This is a genomic window from Inquilinus ginsengisoli, assembly GCF_050434925.1.
Classification (GTDB): Bacteria; Pseudomonadota; Alphaproteobacteria; order DSM-16000; family Inquilinaceae; genus Inquilinus; species Inquilinus ginsengisoli_B.
In genome coordinates, this window is the sequence record NZ_JBNDJK010000001.1 from 917,653 (window position 1) to 934,798 (window position 17,146).

Genomic DNA, 17,146 nt, shown 5'->3' on the forward strand with positions numbered 1-17,146 from the left:
CTTTTCGTTTGCGCCTAGGCCGGCCGGGTGAAGCCGGCGGTGTCCAGCGGCAGCTGCCGGACCCGCTTGCCGGTGACGGCGAAGACGGCGTTGCACAGCGCCGGGATCACCGGCGGCAGCGCCGGCTCGCCCAGGCCGGTCGGCGGGAAGTCGCTTCGCACGAACTCGACCGCGATGTCCGGCGTGCCCGGGATCCGCGGCAGCGGGTAGGTGTCGAAGTTCTCCTGCTCGATCCGCCCACCGGTCAGCTTGATCGCGAGGCCGCCCAGCGCCTGGCCGAGCCCGTCGATCACCGATCCGCGCACCTGGTTCTCGGCGCCCGACGGGTTGACGACCTGGCTGCCGATGTCGCCGGCCACCCAGACCCGCGGCACCCGCACCGTGCCGTCTTGCGCCACCGCCGCCTCCACCACCTCGGCGAAATAGCCGAGATGGCAGAAATAGAAGGCGAAGCCCTTGGCGCTGCCGGCCATCGGCTTGGCCGGCCAGCCGGACATCGCCAGCACCTTCTCGATCACGCCGCGGGCCCGGCCGGTGTGGAACTGCACCTGCGACCCCTGCCGCGTCGGCAGCGCCCGGGGCTCGCCGAGCAGCCCGAGCAGCAGCGTCGGCAGGTCGGTGCCGGCCGCCTGCGCCACCTCGTCCAGGAAGGACTGGTAGGCCCAGGCCAGGCCGTTCGACCGCGGCGCCCGCATCGGCCCGGTCGGCACCACGCTGTCGATGCCGGATTGGGCGAACAGCAGGTTCGGCGTCAGCAGCGCCGGCAGCTCCTGGAAGTCGAACTCGCCGCCCGACACCGGCTTGCCGCCCCGGGTCAGGGTGACGAAATGGCTGGTGAACACGGTCGGCTTGCCGGCCGCGTCGAAACCGGCGGTGAAGCGGTGCCAGCCGGCCGGACGGTAGAAATCGTGCTGGATGTCCTCGGTCCGGGTCCAGAGCAGCTTGACCGGCGTGCCCGGCACCTGCCGCGCGATCGCCGCCGCCTGCACCACATAGTCGTTCATCAGCCGCCGGCCGAAGCCGCCGCCGATGCGCGGCATATGCATAGTGATCGCCTCGGGCTTCAGCCCCAGCGCCTCGGCAACCAGGTCGCGGCCGCGCTGCGGCATCTGGCTCGGCGCCCACAGCTCCAGCGTGCCGTCCTCGCGATACAGGGCGGTGCAGTTCTGCGGCTCCAGCGGCGCGTGCGACAGATACGGATAGGCGTAGTCCGCCGTGATCCGCTTCGCGGCCCCGGCCAGCGCGCCCTCGACGTCACCGGCGCGGAACAGCTCGGCCTGCGGCGTGCCGTCGAACAGGGTCTTGGCCCGGGCGTCGTAGCCTTCGGTGCTCTGGGCGGCACCAGGGCCCTCGTCCCATTCGACCTTGAGCGCCTGCCGCGCCTGGTTGGCCAGCCACCAGTTGGTGGCCAGGATCGCGACGCCGTCGACCAGGCTTTCCGGCCGGCCGTTGCCCTTGACCGTGAACGCCTGGCGCACGCCGGGTTGGCCGCGGGCGGCGTCGAGATCGGCGGATTTCAGCGTGCCGCCGAACACCGGGCAGCGCTCGAACACCGCGTACAGCATGCCGGGCAGCAGGGTGTCGATGCCGAAGATCGGCTCGCCGCGTACCACCTTCGGGCTGTCGCAACCGCCGATCGGCTTGCCGATGATGCGGAACTCCGCCGGGTCCTTCAGCCGGACCTTGCCTGGATCCGGCATCGGCAGCGCCGCGGCCTCGGCCGCCACCTCGCCATATCCCAGGCTGCGCCCGGTGGCTTCGTGCAGCAGCCGGCCGGAGCGGGTGGTGATGCTGTCGGCCGGCACGCCCCAGCGCTTGGCCGCGGCGTCGACCAGCAGCGCCCGCGCCGCGGCGCCGACCTGGCGCAGCGGCATCCAGTTGGCCGGCGTCGCCCGGCTGCCGCCGGCGGTCTGCGGGCCATAGGCGGCCTCGTTCACCATCGCCTGGGTGACGGTGACCTGGTCCCAGTCGACGTCCAGCTCGTCGGCGATGATCATCGGCAGCGATGTCTTGATGCCCTGGCCGATCTCCGGATTCTTGCCGGTGATCGTCACCCGCCCGTCCGGGGCAATGACGATGAAGGCGCCGAGCGTGCCGTCTCCACCGGCGGCAGCCGCCGCAAGCGGCAGGGCGGCATCGATCAAGAGCCCGCCGCCGACCAGCAGCGAGGCCTTGAGGAAAGCGCGCCGGCCCAGGCCGGCCTCAGGAAGGAGGTATCCCATCAGCCGGCACTCCCTTCCGCCGCCTTCCGTTCGGCCGCCTTGTGGATGGCGGCACGGATCCGGGTGTAGGTGCCGCAGCGGCAGAGATTGCCGGCCATGGCGGAGTCGATGTCGTCGTCGCCGGGCGCCGGGGTGGTCGCCAGCAGCGCCGCGGCGGACATGATCTGCCCGGCCTGGCAGTAGCCGCATTGCATCACGTCGAAGGCCAGCCAGGCCTGCTGCAGCCGGACGCCGATATCGGTGGCGCCGATCGCCTCGATGGTCACGATCTTGGCGCCACCGACATCGCCGATCGCGGTCTGGCAGGCGCGCACGGCGGCACCGTCGAGATGCACGGTGCAGGCGCCGCACAGCCCGGCGCCGCAGCCGAATTTGGTGCCGACCAGCCCGAGCTCGTCGCGCAGCGCCCACAGCAGGGGCATCTCCGGCGGCGCGTCGATCCGCTCGGTCCGGCCATTGATGTTCAGTTCGACAGCCATGGACAGCTCCGTCTCTGCGACCGGGCACGCGCGGCGGCCGCCGCTGCGAGCCGGGTCCGGTGTTCGGGAGAGTGAGGATACGATCCGTTGTCGTACAACTGTGCCAGGGACGCCGACCCGCGTCCCCTTACACCGCATTGCTGCGGCATCCAGTCTCATCCGGAGACGAAAATAACACAGCCGGGTTGGCAATTTGCATGCTCGCCGTGTTCTTGGCATCGATGGGTGATGCGGTCGCGTGTTTAGCCGAGTATTGAACGCCGCGCCAATGTCAATGCTCACAAAATACTGTATAGCCACTACATATCGATCGCCGCTTTTGTCTGTTACTATTGAAGCTTGTTCACCGTAGCCTGAAATGGCGCCGTAGTGATTCGCTTTCAGGTTGATATTGGTGCCCGATGGCCTCGGGCAGACGATTTGTCGTGATGGAGGTAAAAATGGCCGGACCGCTCGCGATTGGTGAGGACGCGCCCGATTTCGAAGTCGAGACCACCGAGGGGCGGATCCGCTTCCACGACTGGCTCGGCTCGTCCTGGGGCGTGCTGTTCTCTCACCCGAAGGACTTCACCCCGGTGTGCACCACCGAGCTCGGCGCCGTGGCCAAGTTGAAGCCGGAATTCGACAAGCGCGACGTCAAGGTGATCGGCCTCAGCGCCGACCCGGTCGACCGGCATGCGAGCTGGGCCCAGGACATCAAGGAAACGCAAGGCGCTGCCCCGAACTTCCCGGTGATCGCCGATTCCGAGCTGGTCGTCTCCAAGCTCTACGGCATGCTGCCGGCCGATGCCGGCACCACCTCGGAGGGGCGCACTGCGGTCAACAACCAGACGGTTCGCAACGTCTACGTCGTCGGGCCGGACAAGAAGATCAAGCTGGTGATCTCCTACCCGATGACCACCGGCCGCAACTTCGACGAGGTGCTGCGGGTGATCGATTCGCTGCAGCTGACCGCCAAGCACAAGGTGGCGACCCCGGCCGACTGGAAGAACGGCGAGGACGTCATTATCGTCACCTCGGTCTCGGACGAGGAGGCCAGGCAGAAATTCCCGGCCGGCTTCAAGACCCTCAAACCCTACCTCCGCACCGTCGCCCAGCCCAAGGACTGACCCGGCAGCGCCCCATGAACGATGCCGCCCGACCCATCGCGGCCATGCCGGCGGGGGTTGCCTCCCCCGCCGTCCACGCCATCTTCGACCCGCGGACCGGCAGCGTGCAGTACATCGTCGCCGACCCTGGAACCGGCGACTGCGCGATCATCGACCCGGTGCTGGACTTCGACCTGAAATCCGGCACCGTCTCCACCCGCAATGCCGACCTGATCCTCGACCATGTCGCGCGGTCCGGGCTGCGGGTCGCCTGGATCCTCGACACCCATCCGCACGCCGACCACTTCTCCGCCGCCGCTTATCTCAAAGAGAAGACCGGCGCGCCGACGGCGATCGGCGAGAAGGTCGCCGGCGTCCAGGCGCTGTGGCAGGAGATCTACAACCTGCCGGACCAGCCGACCGACGGGACGGGCTGGGACCGGCTGTTCCGCGACGGCGACCGCTTTCAGATCGGGTCGTTGCAGGCCCGGGTGATGTTCTGCCCCGGCCACACCATGGCCTCGATCACCTATCTCGTCGGCGACGCCGCCTTCATCCACGACACCCTGTTCATGCCCGATGGTGGCACGGCGCGGGCCGATTTCCCCGGCGCTGACGCCCGCCAGCTCTGGGCCTCGATCCAGCGCATCCTGGCCCTGCCGGACGACACGCGCCTGTTCACCGGCCACGACTACCAGCCGGACGGGCGCGAGCCGCGCTGGCAGAGCACCGTCGCCGACCAGAAGGAGCGCAACATCCATGTCGCCGCGGTGTCGGAGGCCGAGTTCGTGGCGCTGCGCCAGGACCGCGACCGGACGCTGCCGCTGCCGGCGCTGATGCTGGCGGCGCTGCAGGTGAACATCCGCGGCGGCAGGCTGCCGGAGCCCGAGGCGAACGGCCGGCGCTACCTGAAGATCCCGCTCGACGCCTTCCCCGGCGCGCCGCAGGGGTGACCCCCGCGGGGCGTTTGCAGCGGTCCTGCCGCGGTCCGGCCTTGATCTCGGGGCACTTTGCCGCGACGTTCACCGACTGATTCGGAAATCGCGGAGAGGGCCCATGTCGATGACCACGCGGATGGCGGTGCTGGCCGGGGTGGCGCTGCTGGCGGCCTGCCAGAGCTCGGGCCAGGGCCAGCCGGTGGTGCCGACCCCGACGCCCGGCGCCTCGGCGACCTTCCCGGCCCAGTCCGAGGCGCAGGGCTTCCAGCAATGGGTGGCGGCGTTCCGGGCCGAAGCCGCGGCGCGCGGCATCAGCGAGGCGACGCTGGCCACCGCCTTCGACACCGTGCAGTTCCTGCCCAAGGTGATCGATTCCGACCAGTCGCAATCGGAGTTCACCAAGGCGATCTGGACCTATCTCGACAGCGCCGTCTCGCCCGACCGCATCCGCAACGGCCAGGCGATGCTGGCGCAGTGGGGGTCGACCGCCAACGCGTCGGAGCAGCGCTACGGCGTGCCGAAGGAGATCGTCACCGCGATCTGGGGCATCGAGAGCAATTACGGCCAGAACTTCGGCTCGACCGAGGTGATCGACGCCCTGGCCACGCTCGGCTATGAAGGCCGCCGCCAGGACTTCTTCAAGGAACAGCTGTTCGCCGCGCTGCAGATCCTGCAGCAGGGCGACATCAGCCGTGACCGCATGCTCGGCTCCTGGGCCGGCGCCATGGGCAACACCCAGTTCCTGCCCACGGTGTTCCTGAGCTCCGCCGTCGACGCCGATGGCGACGGCCGCCGCGATATCTGGGGCAGCATCCCCGACGTCATGGCCTCGACCGCCAACTACCTGGCCCAGTCGGGCTGGCAGCGCGGCCAGCCCTGGGGCGTCGAGGTCACCCTGCCGCCCGGCTTCGACTATTCGGTGGCGGAGCTGAGCACCAAACGCCCGGTGGCGCAGTGGGTGGCGCTGGGGGTGAAGCCGGTCTCCGGCCGCAGCCTGCCGGCGCTGGGCGACAGCTCGGTGATCACCCCGGCCGGCGCCCGCGGCCCGGCCTTCCTGGTCGGCCCGAACTTCAGCGTCATCATGAAGTACAACAACTCGACCAATTACGCGCTGGCGGTCGCCACGCTGTCCGACCGGCTGGCCGGCGGCGGCCCGATCGTCGGGTCCTGGCCACGAGACGAGCAGCCGCTGTCGCGCAGCGAAGTGCTGGAGCTGCAGTCGCTGCTGACGGCCAGGGGCTTTTCCATCGGCGGCGCGCCGGACGGGCTGATCGGGCCGGCGACGCGCGGCGCGATCCGGGCCTGGCAGACCTCCAAGGGACTGGTCCCGGACGGCTTCGCGACAACGACCCTGCTGCAGGCGGTGCGGGCGGGGTAGATCACATCGCCCCGGCCAGCGCCGTCATCCGCGCCACCGGCGCGGCGACGGCCGACCGGACGCCGCCGGTGCGGGTCAGCAGATGGTAGGTGAGGGGGCTCGGCACCTCATGCTCGCCCAGCCGCACCAGGCCGCCCGCCCGGATCGCGCGGTCGGAAAAGGGCGCCCGGGCCAGGGCGATGCCGAGCCCGGCCTCCGCCGCCGCCAGGACCAGCGTGTAGTCCTCGAAACGCCGGTCCTGCGGCCGCGGCTTCAGCGCGACGCCATGGGCGGCGAACCAGGCGCGCCAGCCGGTCGCGTCGGAATCATGCAGCAGCGGCGCCCGCAGCAGCCCGTCCGGCGAGAGGCCGAGCCGCCGCGCCAGATCGGGATGTGCCACCGGATATAGCCGCTCCGGCAGTAGCCGGACGGCCTGGAGTCCGGGCCAGCTGCCGGCACCGTAGCGCACCGCAAAATCGACCTCGCCGCCTTCGACATCGGCGTTGCGGCCCTCGACCGCAACCTCGATCCTGAGCGCCGGGTCGCCCTGCTCCAGCGCCGCCAGCCGCTCGAACAGCCACAGTTTGGCGAAGCCCGGCACCACGCTGATCCGCACCACCTCCGGCCCGCGCCGGCGGCGCCATCGCACCGCGGCCTCGTCGATCAGCCGGAATGCCGCCTCGACCCGCGACACGAAGCGCTGCCCGTCCGGCGTCAGCCGCACGCCGCGGCCATGGCGTTCGAACAGGGCGGTGCCGAGCCAGGCCTCGACCGCGGCGACGCGCCGGCTGACCGCGCCATGGGTCAGGCCCAGCGCCTCGGCGGCGGCGCTGAAGGACTCATGCCGGGCGGCGACGCAGATCGTGTCGAGGCTGTCGAGCGGCGGCCGGCCCGGTGTCGCGCTGTGATCCATGCACACAGCTCACGCTCGATCGGTGCCGTATGTCAACAGCACGGCCGGTGCCAGAACGGAAGCCCGCTTCATACGAGGTGCATCCGTGTCCAGCCGCGCCCGCCTTGCCTATACCGCCGTGGCCGTCACCATCCTGTCCTGGGCCTCGGCCTTCCCGGCGATCCGCCTGGCGCTGCGCGAGCTGCTGCCGGTGCCGCTGGCCGCCGCCCGCTTCGCCGTGGCGGCCCTGCTGGTGCTGGCGTGGCTGGCCTGGCGCCGGCCGCCGCGGCCGGCCCTGCCCGACCTGCTGCGCTTTGCCCTGTGCGGGCTGGTCGGCATCGCCGCCTACAACATCCTGCTGAACACCGGGCAGCGCAGCGTCGCGGCCGGCGCCGCCAGCTTCATCGTCAACACCGCGCCGATCCTGACCGCGCTCTTGGCCCGGCTGGTGCTGGGCGAGCGCTTCGGCGCCCGCGGCTGGGCCGGCACGCTGGTCAGCTTCGCCGGCATCGCCCTGATTGCCGCGGCCCAGCCCGGCGGCCTGGCCTTCGGCGCCGGCGCCAGCCTGATACTGGGCTCGGCGCTGTGCATGGCCTGCTACGTCGTGCTGCAGAAGCCCTTGGTGGCCCGGCACGGCGCCCTGGCCAGCACCGCCTGGACGCTGCTGGCCGGCGCGCTGTGGCTGTCGCCCTGGCTGCCGGAGGCGGCCGGCGAGATGCCCGGTGCCGGCACCACGACGATCGCCACGGTGATCGGCCTCGGCGTGCTGCCGGCCGCCATCGGCTACGCCACCTGGACCTATGCTCTCGGCCATTTCGGCGCGGCGCGGGCGACCAACTTCCTCTACCTCGTGCCGCCGGTCGCGACCGCGATCGCCATGCCGCTGCTGGGCGAGGCGCCGGGACCGCAGACGCTGCTGGGTGGCGCGATCGCCATCATGGGGGTGGTCCTGGTCAACACCCGCGGACGCGGGACGCCGCGGGCGTCGGCCTCCGCCGAGCCCGCGACACCGCGCCTGCCGTCCTGACTCAGAGCAGCCCGAGCTTGTCCCGCGGCGGGCCGGGGAAGTCGGCGAAGGCCGGGGCGCCATCGGGCGTGCCCAGCAGCTCGCGCACCGCCCTTGTGGCTTGGTCGATCGCCGAGTGGACATAGGCGTAGGCGCCGGAATCGGCGTTGGCGATCGCGACCCGGCCCCAGGGCTTGCGCGCCGCCACGATCGGCAGCGGGCCGTCCGGCCAGAAGCTGTCCCAGGGCCGCATGTATTCGTAGGCATAGCCATGCGACCAGCGGTTCGCGGTGATCGCCTCGATGTCGCGCGCCGGGTCGAAGCCGCCGCCCGACAGGGCCCGGCCCAGCAGGTCGCGGATCTCGCGCTCCATCGTCTCGAAGGTCAGCTGAGTCAGCTGCAGGCGCCCGGACAGGGACTGCTCGCGCGACGACAGCCCCGGCTGCAGCGGCACCTTGCTGAGATGCAGCAGCACCGGGTCCTCCGGCTTGTCGGCGAAGCTGTAGCCGCCCATGCTGACCGGGTAGTCGATCTCCGCGCCCGACCAGAAATGGCCCGGCGACTCGAAGCCCTCGATGCCGAGCTTGGCGAAGGCGCTCCAGTTGCGGATCAGCACATTGGTGTAGATCAGCGGCACCTTCTGCTGGTCCTGCAGCGCCGTCACCTGCCCCTCGGCCAGCTCGTCGGTCAGGAACGGGATCACTCGGTGCCAGCAGGCCAGCACCACATGGCCGGCCTGAACCGTGCGCAGCTTGCCAGCCTGAACATAGGCCACGTCGACCGCCTTGGCCGAGGCCGGGTCTCCCTGGTGCTTCACCCGCACCACGGTCGAGCCCAGCCGGATCCGCACCGGCTGGCCATCGACATCCAGCTTGCCGTAATCGGCCTGGGCGAGGACCAGGTCCTCCATGGTGCTGCCGGGGATGGCAGCCGGGATCAGCGACCGCACCAGCGCCCGGGCGATTCCGGCATTGCCGTCGGGGAAGTGGTAGATGTACTCGTCCGGGTCGGTGCGGGCCAGGCGGCCGCTGGGGCTCATGGTCGGGTAGACCTCGTCGCCCAGATCCATGCCGTCGAAGCCGGGATTGCCGTTGGCCCAGGCGTCGATGCAGGTGACGGCGTCGATGCCGGCGCCGAAATAGGCCTCGGTCGAGCTCTGGAAATACGCGACCAGCTGCGGGTCGGCCTTCACCAGCTCGGTCAGGAACTGCGCGTAGGTGGTCTTCGACAGCCGCTCCAGCTTCTCCGACCGCGACAGGCCGGGCAGGTAGTCGGCCGGCTCATCGATCAGGGCGATCAGGTCCTGCTTCGCCTTGTCGGTCAGCGGCGACTGCGGCACCCAGTCGGCGGCGGCCTCGGCCTCCTTCACCAGCGCGTCGGCGCCGAACACCTCCTTCGGGAAGAACACGGCACGGCCGAGGCCGCGCGTTTCGGCCCAGCCCTGGTCGTAATACTGCTCGAACCGCTTCGGCTCGACCCCGATATCGGCCAGCAGCGCATTCACCGCCGGGCTGAAATAGCTCGGCGTCTGCAGCGACTGCGACCCGCCATAGCCGAGGATCATGCGGCCGCCGGCGCTGGTGAATTCGTTGCGCTTGGCATGCCCGCCGAAATCATCGTGGTTCTCGAGCACCAGGATGCGGGCGCCCGCCCCCGCCTGCTTGCGGTACTGCACCGCCGCGGCGAGGCCGGAGATGCCGCCGCCCACCACCACCAGGTCATAGCGCTCGCCGGTCGCCGCCGGCGCCCCCGCCTTGTCCCAGAAGGTGCCGTCGCGCACCGAATGCATGACGTTGTAGGAGCCTTCGTGATGGCCGCGCAGGCCGGTCAGCTTCGGCGGATAGGCGGCGGCCGGCCCGGCGGCGAAGGCGCTGCGGGTCAGCGGCCCGCCCAGCGCGGCCGCACCCACCGTCAGGGCGACACCGTCGAGAAAATCTCGCCGGCTGATCGGCCGGCCCATTCCCAGATCGCGATCGGATGACATGGCTGTTCCCCCTCCCTGGCTGGAGCCGATTCAGAGGGACCAAGGTGGCGGAATTGCGGTGCGAGGCGCGGCGGCTCAGGCCGTGGGCTTGACCCCGGTCAGCCGGAAGATCTCGACCTCGCCGTTGCGGCCGCGGACGCGGCGCGGGCCCAGGCTCTTCATCTCGAATTCCGGGCCCAGCAGGGCCGCGGTCTCGGCGCTGATCAGGATCGTCGTCTCCTCGTCGCCCGACAGCACCTTGCCCAGCTGCTCCAGCCGGTTGCCGATGTTCACCGTGTCGCCGACGATAGTGTAGCTGGTGCGTCCCGGCGCGCCGATGTTGCCGACCACCACCGGGCCGCTGTGCAGCCCGATGCGCAGCTTCAGCCGCGGCCGGCCGGTGCCGGCGCGGCGGTCGTTCTCGTCCCGCATCACCCCGGCGATGGCCAGTGCGGCGCGGGCGGCCCGCGGCGCATGGTCCTTCAGCTTTTCCGGCGCGCCCCAGAACGCCATCAGGCAGTCGCCGATGAACTTGTCGATGGTGCCGGATTCGGCCTCGACGCAGCGCCCCAGCATGGCGAAATGCTCGTTCAGATAGGCCGCGATCCGCGCCGCCGGCAGCCGCTCCGCCGCACCGCTGAAATTGGCGATGTCGGTGAACATCACCGTCATGACGCGCTCGATCGAGACCACGTCCTCGCCGTCGCCCTTGGTGATCAGGCGGCGGACCAGGCTTTTCGGCACATACGTCTCGAGCCAGCGCAGCCCGACCAGCATGGTGTTGAAGGCCTGGGCGCCTTCGTTCAGCTCCTTGAACACGCTGCCGGGCAGCGGCCTGAGCTGGCTGAACTCCAGCGTTCCCACCGCCCTCGCCTGATCGGAGAAGGCGCGCACCGGCCGTGCGATCATGCGGCCGACGAAGACGCCGACGATGATCGCCAGCACCATCACCGCCAGACCGGCCAGGCCGGCGCGGATCACCCGCCAAACCTCGGCGCCGATCGCGTCGCCCGGCACATGGATGCCGAGGATCAGCTGGGTCGGGCCGAAGCCGTAGATGGTGCGGTACAGGAAGATCTCGTCCTGGTCGCCGATCTCGACCTCGCGGATCCGCACCCGCGGGTTGCGCACGGTGACCGGCTCGCCCTTGGTCCACAGCGCCGCCAGCAGCTGATCGCCGACCTGGTCGAGCCGCGGCAGCGGCTCCTCCACCGAGGCCGGCGGCGGGTCGGTGGCCATGCGCGGATGGGCCAGCACCCGGTCCTCGCCATAGAGGATGAAGGGCACCTGCGACGGGTCGCTGGACACCCGGGCCAGGAACTTCGACAGGTCCTGCACCGTGACCACCGCGAACAGCACGCCGACCAGCTTGCCGTCGCGCCGCACCGGCTGGCGCAGATTCATCACCGTCGCGTGCGGCCCGTCCTTCAGATACAGGATCTCGCCCCAATAGGCGTCGACCTTGCCGGCCGCCTCGGCCAGCGCCTCACGGCTCTGCTCGGCCTCGTTCTGCTCGTCGAACGTGTCGTAGTTGCCGTCCAGCTCATGGGTGACGCCGCGGATGCGCAGATCCTCGGTCAGATAGGCGATCGAGCGCACCTGCGGCGACGCTGCCAGCGCGCCGGTCAGCATGGTCGAGAACTGGTCCATGTTGCCGGCGTCGAGCCGCCCCCGCTGCAGCAGCAAGGCGAGGCTGCCGAGCTCGTTCGACACCGGCTCGAGATGCTGGCGCAGCTGCGCCTCGACCGAGGCGACGCCGATCTCGGCCTGGTTGGTCAGGAGGTCGAAGGTGGTGCGCGCCGCCGTGGTCCAGTAGATCGCCAGCACTGCCGCGACCGCGATCGCCACCAGGCCGCCGATGGCAACTGCGAGCGTCCGGGCCAGGGTGATGGTGCGCCGGCGCGGCCTGCCGAAACGGGCGGCCGGCGCCGAGGCCTCGGCGGAGAGCGGCAGGGTCATGGGGCGATGGCGGGATCCAGCATGCGGCCCAGTGGCCGGCCGCCGAAGATGTGGATGTGCAGGTGCGGCACCTCCTGGTGCCCGTCTTCGCCGATGTTCGACAGGATGCGGTAGCCGGGCGCGGCCAGGCCGAGATCGCGGGCGACCCGGCCGACCGCCCGGGTCAGGGCCGCGATCTCGGCGTCGCTGGCGCGCTCCGAGAAATCGTCCATCGAGACATAAGCGCCCTTGGGGATCACCAGCACATGCACCGGCGCCTTCGGGCCGATGTCGTGGAAGGCCAGGACATGGTCGTCCTCATAGACCTTCCTGCACGGAAGCTCGCCGCGCAGGATACGGGCGAAGACGTTGTTCGGATCATAGGCCATCGGTCGTCCTCGATCTCGCTGATGATGACACATGCTGCTGAATCGCGGCGAAATTCAGCCGCCAGCCAGCGACAATTGTCATGCCGGCGGCGACGTGTTGTCGCGGTCCCGGCCGGCCCTTTCCGCACGGGTGGGCGCCGTCACTCCGTCGGCCGCGCCGCCTTCTCCGTGATGCCGCTGACGCCTTCCCGCGCCTCCAGCACCGCCCAGACCGTCTCCGGCGCCACCCCGGCATCGGCCCACAGCACCAGCAGGTGGTAGAGCAGGTCGGCGCTTTCGGCGGCGATGGCGTCGGGGTCGCCCCGCATCGCCTCGATCACCGTCTCGACCGCCTCCTCGCCCAGCTTCTGGGCGATCTTCGGCCGGCCGCGGGCGAACAGCTTGGCGGTGTAGCTGGAGGCGGGGTCGGCGCCTTGCCGCGACCGGATCACGGCGGCCAGCCGATCCAGCACCCGGGCGTCGACGGACTGCCCCCCGCTCATGCCGCCATCCGCACCGGCAGCCCGGCCGCGGCCAGATGCTGCTTGGCCTGGGCGATCGAATAGGTGCCGAAATGGAAGATCGAGGCGGCGAGCAGGCCGGTGGCGCCGCCGGACAGCGCCCCGTCGGCGAGATGGTCGAGCGTGCCGACCCCGCCCGAGGCGATGATCGGGATGCCGACCACCTTGCGGATCCGCTGCAGCAGCCCGATGTCGAAGCCTTCCTTGGTGCCGTCGCGATCCATCGAGGTCACCAGCAGCTCGCCGGCGCCGGCAGCGGCCATCCGGTCGGCCCAGTCGACCGCGTCGATGCCGGTGCCCTTGCGGCCGCCATGGGTGAAGATCTCCCATTTGCCGTCGGACACCTGCTTGGCGTCGATCGCCACCACCACGCATTGGCGGCCGAACTTGATCGCCGCTTCGGACACCAGCTCCGGCCGGGCCACGGCGGCGGAGTTGATCGACACCTTGTCGGCCCCGGCCAGCAGCAGCGCCCGGACGTCGTCGACGCTGCGCACGCCGCCGCCCACGGTCAGCGGCATGAACACCTGTTCGGCCGTGCGGCGGACCACGTCGAACAGCACGCCGCGATTCTCATTGGTCGCGGCGATGTCGAGATAGACCAGCTCGTCCGCGCCCTCGCGGTCATAATGCCGGGCCTGCTCCACCGGATCCCCGGCATCGACCAGGTTCTCGAAGTTGACGCCCTTGACCACCCGGCCGTCCTTGACGTCGAGGCAGGGGATGACCCGGACCTTGAGCATGCCTCAGGCCTCCACCGGCACCGGACCGGACAGGATCGCCAGCGCCTGCTTCGGGTCGATCCGGCCGTCATAGAGCGCGCGGCCGCAGATCACCCCGGCGATGCCCGAGCGCTCCTCGCGCTTGATCACCCGCAGGTCATCGAGCGAGGAGGCGCCGCCCGAGGCGATCACCGGCGTGGTCAGGGCGAAGGCCAGGTCGGCCGTGGCCTCGACATTCAGTCCGCCCATGGCGCCGTCACGGTTGATATCGGTGTAGATGATCGCGGCGACGCCGGAATCCTCGAAGCGCAGCGCCAGGTCCAGCACCTTGACGGTCGAGGTCTTGACCCAGCCTTCGATCGCCACGAAGCCTTCCCGCGCATCGATGCCGACGGCGATCCGGCCGGGCCAGCGGCGGCAGGCCTCGCGCACCAGATCCGGGTCGCGCACCGCGACCGTGCCCAGCACCACCCGGGCGACGCCGCGCTCGAGCCAGAACTCGATCCGCTCCAGGTCGCGGATGCCGCCGCCCAGCTGCACCGGCAGCGAAGTGGCCTTGAGGATGCCGCCGATCGCCTCGGCATTCACCGGATGGCCGGCGATGGCGCCGTTCAGATCGACCACATGGATCCAGCTGAACCCCTGCTCGGCGAAGGCCCTGGCCTGCTCGGCGGGGTCCAGGTTGAATACGGTGGCTTCGCTCATCTCGCCGCGGACGAGACGGACGCAGTGGCCGTCCTTCAGATCGATGGCCGGATAGAGGATCATGGCGTCGGGTCCAGCCCCGCCTCGGACAGCGGGATCAGTGGTTTGTGGAAGTAGCAGCCGCCGATCAGGCGACCGTTCACGCGGGCATAATACGGGTTCGTCGCCCAACGGACGAATCCCAAGCTCTCGAACAGGTGGATCGCCGCGGTCTGGGTCTCGCGCACGTCGAGCGTCAGCAGGCGGTAGCCGCGAGCGCGCGCCTCGGCCTCCGCCGCCTCGGCCAGCATCCGGGCCAGGCCGTGGCCGCGGGCCCAGGGGGCGACGAAGATCCCGGTCAGCCCGGCGGCGAAGGCCTGCGCCTCGTTGTTCACCGGCGGCTCCACCAGCTGGATGGCGCCGGCGATGACCTCGTCGAGCCGGCCGACGAACAGGTGCCGGCCCGGCATCGCCACGACGCCGCCCCAGTAGCGCTCCATGGTCTCGCGCGGCGGCGGCTTGACCCAGCCGAAGCCGCCGCCCTCGAGGATGGCCAGCTCGGCCGCGTCGCACAGATCATGCAGGTCGCTGCTGCGGACCCGGTCGAGCCGGCCGACGGACACCTCCGGCACCGAGGCCGTCGCTTCGCTCATGGCGTCCAGGTCACGAAATTGCCGAGCAGCCTCAGCCCGGCCGCCTGGCTCTTTTCCGGATGGAACTGCACGCCGATCCAGTTGTCGCAGCCGACCGCGGCGGTCTGCGGCCCGCCATAGTCGACCGTCGCCAGCACCTCGGCCGGGTCGGCCGGCACCATGACATAGGAATGGGCGAAATAGACGTCCTGGCCAGCCAGCCCATCCAGCACCGGATGCGCCTCCTCCACCGCCAGGGTGTTCCAGCCCATCTGCGGCACCACCAGGTCGGGGTCGGCCGGAGCCAGCGGCACCACCGCTCCATGGATCCAGTCGAGGCCAAGGAAATCGCCATGCTCGTGGCCGACGCCGGCCATCACCTGCATGCCGACGCAGATGCCGAGAAAGGGAATGCCGGCCTTCTTCACGCGCTCGTCCAGCACCTCGCGCAAACCCGGAATCGTGGCGAGGGCCTGGCTGCAGTCGCCGAAGGCGCCGACGCCCGGCAGCACCAGCCGGTCGGCCCGGCGCACCACCTCGGCATCGGCGGTGACGACGATCTCCTGCGCCGTCCTGCGCTCCGCCGCGGCGCGTTCCAGCGCCTTGGCGGCCGAGCGGAGGTTGCCGGAACCATAATCGATCACGGCGATGGCCATGCGGGAGCCCCGGAGCTAGAGGGAGCCGCCGAGCGTGCCCTTGGTCGAGGGCACGGCGTCCGGGCGGCGGCTGTCGATCGCGGTCGCGGCGCGCAAGGCGCGGGCCAGCGCCTTGAAGCAGCTTTCGACGATGTGGTGGTTGTTCTCGCCATACAGGTTGGCGACATGCAGCGTCAGCCCGGCGTTCTGGGCGAAGGCGTGGAACCATTCGCGGAACAGCTCGGTGTCCATCTCGCCCAGCTTGTCGCGGGTGAAGCGGACGTCCCAGACCAGATAGGGCCGGGCCGAGATGTCGACGGCGACGCGGGACAACGCCTCGTCCATCGGCACATGCGCCTCGCCGTAGCGCTGGATGCCGCGGCGATCGCCCAGCGCCTTGGCGAAGGCCTGGCCGAGGGTGATGCCGACATCCTCGGTGGTGTGGTGGAAATCGATATGGAGGTCGCCCTCGGCCCGCACCGTCAGGTCGAACAACCCGTGCCGGGCCAGCTGGTCCAGCATGTGGTCGAGGAAGCCGACACCGGTCTGGATGTCGGAGCGGCCGGTGCCGTCGAGATCGACCGTGGCGCTGATCCGCGTCTCGCGGGTGACGCGGTCGACGGTCGCGGAGCGGGCAGAGGCGGCGGGGGTGGAAGCGGTTCCGTCCATGGCTTGGTGTCTTAACAGGAAGCCCGGTGCATCGCCAGCCGCCGAGCCATGCCGGGAAAGCAGGGGGCCTCCCGGCAGTGCGCGGAAAGGAAGGCATGACCGCCGGTCTGCGTCTTCTCGCCGAACGGCGGTCACTCTATGATGGCGAGAGCACAGGAATGACTGATGAGCGAGATTCGGCCTACTGACGCCACCGCGATCCACACGACCGAGGCATGGCAAGTCCAGCGCATCGAGGATGGCCTTGCCGCAGCGCGCGAAGGTCGCGTGCGCCCTGCTGATGTCGTGTTTGCAGAGATCGCCGCAAAGCACGGCTGGGCGTGCGGCCTGCCACCCGCCTGATCCCCTGCCGGACGGTCGCCGAGACTTGATCCCCCCGCCCGACGGTCCAATCTAGGCGGTGCGGGCCGGACGGCCTGTCCTATCCTCAGCGTTTCCGGATTCCTGCATGTCGTCTTCCGAGAGTGCCGCCTGGCACGGCACCACCATCCTCGCCGTGCGCAAGAACGATCGCGTCGTCATCGCCGGCGACGGTCAGGTGACCGCCGGCAACACCGTGATGAAGGGCACCGCCCGCAAGGTGCGCCGCCTGGGCGACGGCAGCGTCATCGCCGGCTTCGCCGGGGCGACCGCCGACGCCATGGCGCTGTTCGAGCGGCTGGAGGCCAAGCTGGAGAAGCACCCCGGCCAGCTGGCCCGCGCTTGCGTCGAGCTGGCCAAGGACTGGCGCACCGACCGCTATCTGCGCCGGCTGGAGGCGATGATGGCGGTGTGCGACGCCCGAGTGTCGCTGATCCTGACCGGCACCGGCGACGTGCTGGAGCCCGATGACGGGCTGATCGGCATCGGCTCCGGCGGGCCCTTCGCCCTGGCCGCCGCCCGCGCCTTCATGGAGAGCGCCGAGCTGGACGCCGAGACGGTGGCGCGCAAGGCGATGAAGATCGCCGGCGACATCTGCATCTACACCAACCACAACGTCACTCTGGAAAGCCTGTGATCGCGGCCCTGCCCGCCTTCCGACCCAAGGCCCGA

At 70.4% G+C, this 17,146-nt stretch carries 18 protein-coding genes; 6 read left to right on the forward strand and 12 right to left on the reverse strand.

Features of this window, described 5'->3' with window-relative positions:
• Positions 1 to 14: 14 nt before the first annotated feature.
• Both QFZ27_RS04540 and QFZ27_RS04545 read right to left on the reverse strand, forming a co-directional pair.
• On the reverse strand, positions 15 to 2,222 hold the full coding sequence (locus QFZ27_RS04540) for a xanthine dehydrogenase family protein molybdopterin-binding subunit (protein ID WP_429224899.1): 2,208 nt from the start codon (positions 2,220 to 2,222) through the stop codon (positions 15 to 17).
• Positions 2,222 to 2,701, reverse strand: a complete 480-nt coding sequence (locus QFZ27_RS04545; RefSeq protein ID WP_429224900.1) for a (2Fe-2S)-binding protein — start codon at positions 2,699 to 2,701, stop codon at positions 2,222 to 2,224. The genes QFZ27_RS04540 and QFZ27_RS04545 overlap by 1 nt, the downstream gene beginning before the upstream one ends.
• Positions 2,702 to 3,141: 440 nt before the next feature.
• Here QFZ27_RS04545 and QFZ27_RS04550 point away from each other — a divergent pair, with 440 nt between their 5' ends.
• From QFZ27_RS04550 to QFZ27_RS04560, 3 genes are all read left to right on the forward strand, one after another.
• Positions 3,142 to 3,810 carry a peroxiredoxin gene (locus tag QFZ27_RS04550; protein WP_429224901.1) on the forward strand — a complete coding sequence of 223 codons (669 nt, stop codon included), beginning with the start codon at positions 3,142 to 3,144 and terminating at the stop codon, positions 3,808 to 3,810.
• Between the two features lie 14 nt (positions 3,811 to 3,824).
• Positions 3,825 to 4,742 carry an MBL fold metallo-hydrolase gene (locus tag QFZ27_RS04555; protein ID WP_429224902.1) on the forward strand — a complete coding sequence of 306 codons (918 nt, stop codon included), beginning with the start codon at positions 3,825 to 3,827 and terminating at the stop codon, positions 4,740 to 4,742.
• Positions 4,743 to 4,845: 103 nt separating this feature from the next.
• Positions 4,846 to 6,105: a lytic murein transglycosylase gene (locus tag QFZ27_RS04560; protein ID WP_429224903.1), complete on the forward strand. Its 1,260-nt coding sequence runs from the start codon at positions 4,846 to 4,848 to the stop codon at positions 6,103 to 6,105.
• A 1-nt stretch (position 6,106) separates the two neighbouring features.
• Here the strand turns inward: QFZ27_RS04560 and QFZ27_RS04565 are convergent, their stop codons facing one another.
• A complete protein-coding gene (locus tag QFZ27_RS04565; protein WP_429224904.1) occupies positions 6,107 to 6,997 on the reverse strand; it encodes a LysR substrate-binding domain-containing protein in 891 nt (296 codons plus the stop codon).
• Between the two features lie 85 nt (positions 6,998 to 7,082).
• Here QFZ27_RS04565 and QFZ27_RS04570 point away from each other — a divergent pair, with 85 nt between their 5' ends.
• Positions 7,083 to 8,003: a DMT family transporter gene (locus QFZ27_RS04570; RefSeq protein ID WP_429224905.1), complete on the forward strand. Its 921-nt coding sequence runs from the start codon at positions 7,083 to 7,085 to the stop codon at positions 8,001 to 8,003.
• Between the two features lies 1 nt (position 8,004).
• Here the strand turns inward: QFZ27_RS04570 and QFZ27_RS04575 are convergent, their stop codons facing one another.
• The 9 genes from QFZ27_RS04575 to hisB form a co-directional block, all read right to left on the reverse strand.
• Positions 8,005 to 9,966, reverse strand: coding sequence for an NAD(P)-binding protein (locus QFZ27_RS04575; RefSeq protein WP_429224906.1), 1,962 nt, complete (start codon positions 9,964 to 9,966; stop codon positions 8,005 to 8,007).
• Between the two features lie 75 nt (positions 9,967 to 10,041).
• Positions 10,042 to 11,904 carry an adenylate/guanylate cyclase domain-containing protein gene (locus tag QFZ27_RS04580; protein WP_429224907.1) on the reverse strand — a complete coding sequence of 621 codons (1,863 nt, stop codon included), beginning with the start codon at positions 11,902 to 11,904 and terminating at the stop codon, positions 10,042 to 10,044.
• Positions 11,901 to 12,272 carry a histidine triad nucleotide-binding protein gene (locus tag QFZ27_RS04585; protein WP_429224908.1) on the reverse strand — a complete coding sequence of 124 codons (372 nt, stop codon included), beginning with the start codon at positions 12,270 to 12,272 and terminating at the stop codon, positions 11,901 to 11,903. The genes QFZ27_RS04580 and QFZ27_RS04585 overlap by 4 nt, the downstream gene beginning before the upstream one ends.
• 140 nt (positions 12,273 to 12,412) lie before the next feature.
• A complete protein-coding gene (locus tag QFZ27_RS04590; RefSeq protein WP_429224909.1) occupies positions 12,413 to 12,754 on the reverse strand; it encodes a phosphoribosyl-ATP diphosphatase in 342 nt (113 codons plus the stop codon).
• The gene (hisF, locus tag QFZ27_RS04595) at positions 12,751 to 13,515 is read right to left on the reverse strand and encodes an imidazole glycerol phosphate synthase subunit HisF (RefSeq protein ID WP_429224910.1); all 765 of its coding nucleotides are present in this window, start codon (positions 13,513 to 13,515) and stop codon (positions 12,751 to 12,753) included. Before hisF ends, QFZ27_RS04590 begins: the two co-directional genes overlap by 4 nt.
• Before the next feature lie 3 nt (positions 13,516 to 13,518).
• A complete protein-coding gene (gene hisA / locus QFZ27_RS04600; RefSeq protein ID WP_429224911.1) occupies positions 13,519 to 14,262 on the reverse strand; it encodes a 1-(5-phosphoribosyl)-5-[(5-phosphoribosylamino)methylideneamino]imidazole-4-carboxamide isomerase in 744 nt (247 codons plus the stop codon).
• Positions 14,259 to 14,831 (reverse strand): GNAT family N-acetyltransferase, encoded by a 573-nt coding sequence (locus QFZ27_RS04605; RefSeq protein WP_429224912.1) that lies wholly within the window; start codon positions 14,829 to 14,831, stop codon positions 14,259 to 14,261. Before QFZ27_RS04605 ends, hisA begins: the two co-directional genes overlap by 4 nt.
• Complete coding sequence (gene hisH / locus QFZ27_RS04610; RefSeq protein ID WP_429224913.1) at positions 14,828 to 15,466, reverse strand: imidazole glycerol phosphate synthase subunit HisH; 639 nt, start codon at positions 15,464 to 15,466, stop codon at positions 14,828 to 14,830. The genes QFZ27_RS04605 and hisH overlap by 4 nt, the downstream gene beginning before the upstream one ends.
• Positions 15,467 to 15,481: 15 nt before the next feature.
• On the reverse strand, positions 15,482 to 16,114 hold the full coding sequence (hisB, locus tag QFZ27_RS04615; protein WP_429224914.1) for an imidazoleglycerol-phosphate dehydratase HisB: 633 nt from the start codon (positions 16,112 to 16,114) through the stop codon (positions 15,482 to 15,484).
• A gap of 165 nt (positions 16,115 to 16,279) precedes the next feature.
• Here hisB and QFZ27_RS04620 point away from each other — a divergent pair, with 165 nt between their 5' ends.
• Positions 16,280 to 16,456, forward strand: coding sequence for a hypothetical protein (locus tag QFZ27_RS04620; protein WP_429224915.1), 177 nt, complete (start codon positions 16,280 to 16,282; stop codon positions 16,454 to 16,456).
• Positions 16,457 to 16,562: 106 nt separating this feature from the next.
• Positions 16,563 to 17,111 (forward strand): ATP-dependent protease subunit HslV, encoded by a 549-nt coding sequence (gene hslV / locus QFZ27_RS04625; protein ID WP_429224916.1) that lies wholly within the window; start codon positions 16,563 to 16,565, stop codon positions 17,109 to 17,111.
• The last annotated feature ends 35 nt before the right edge of the window (positions 17,112 to 17,146 follow it).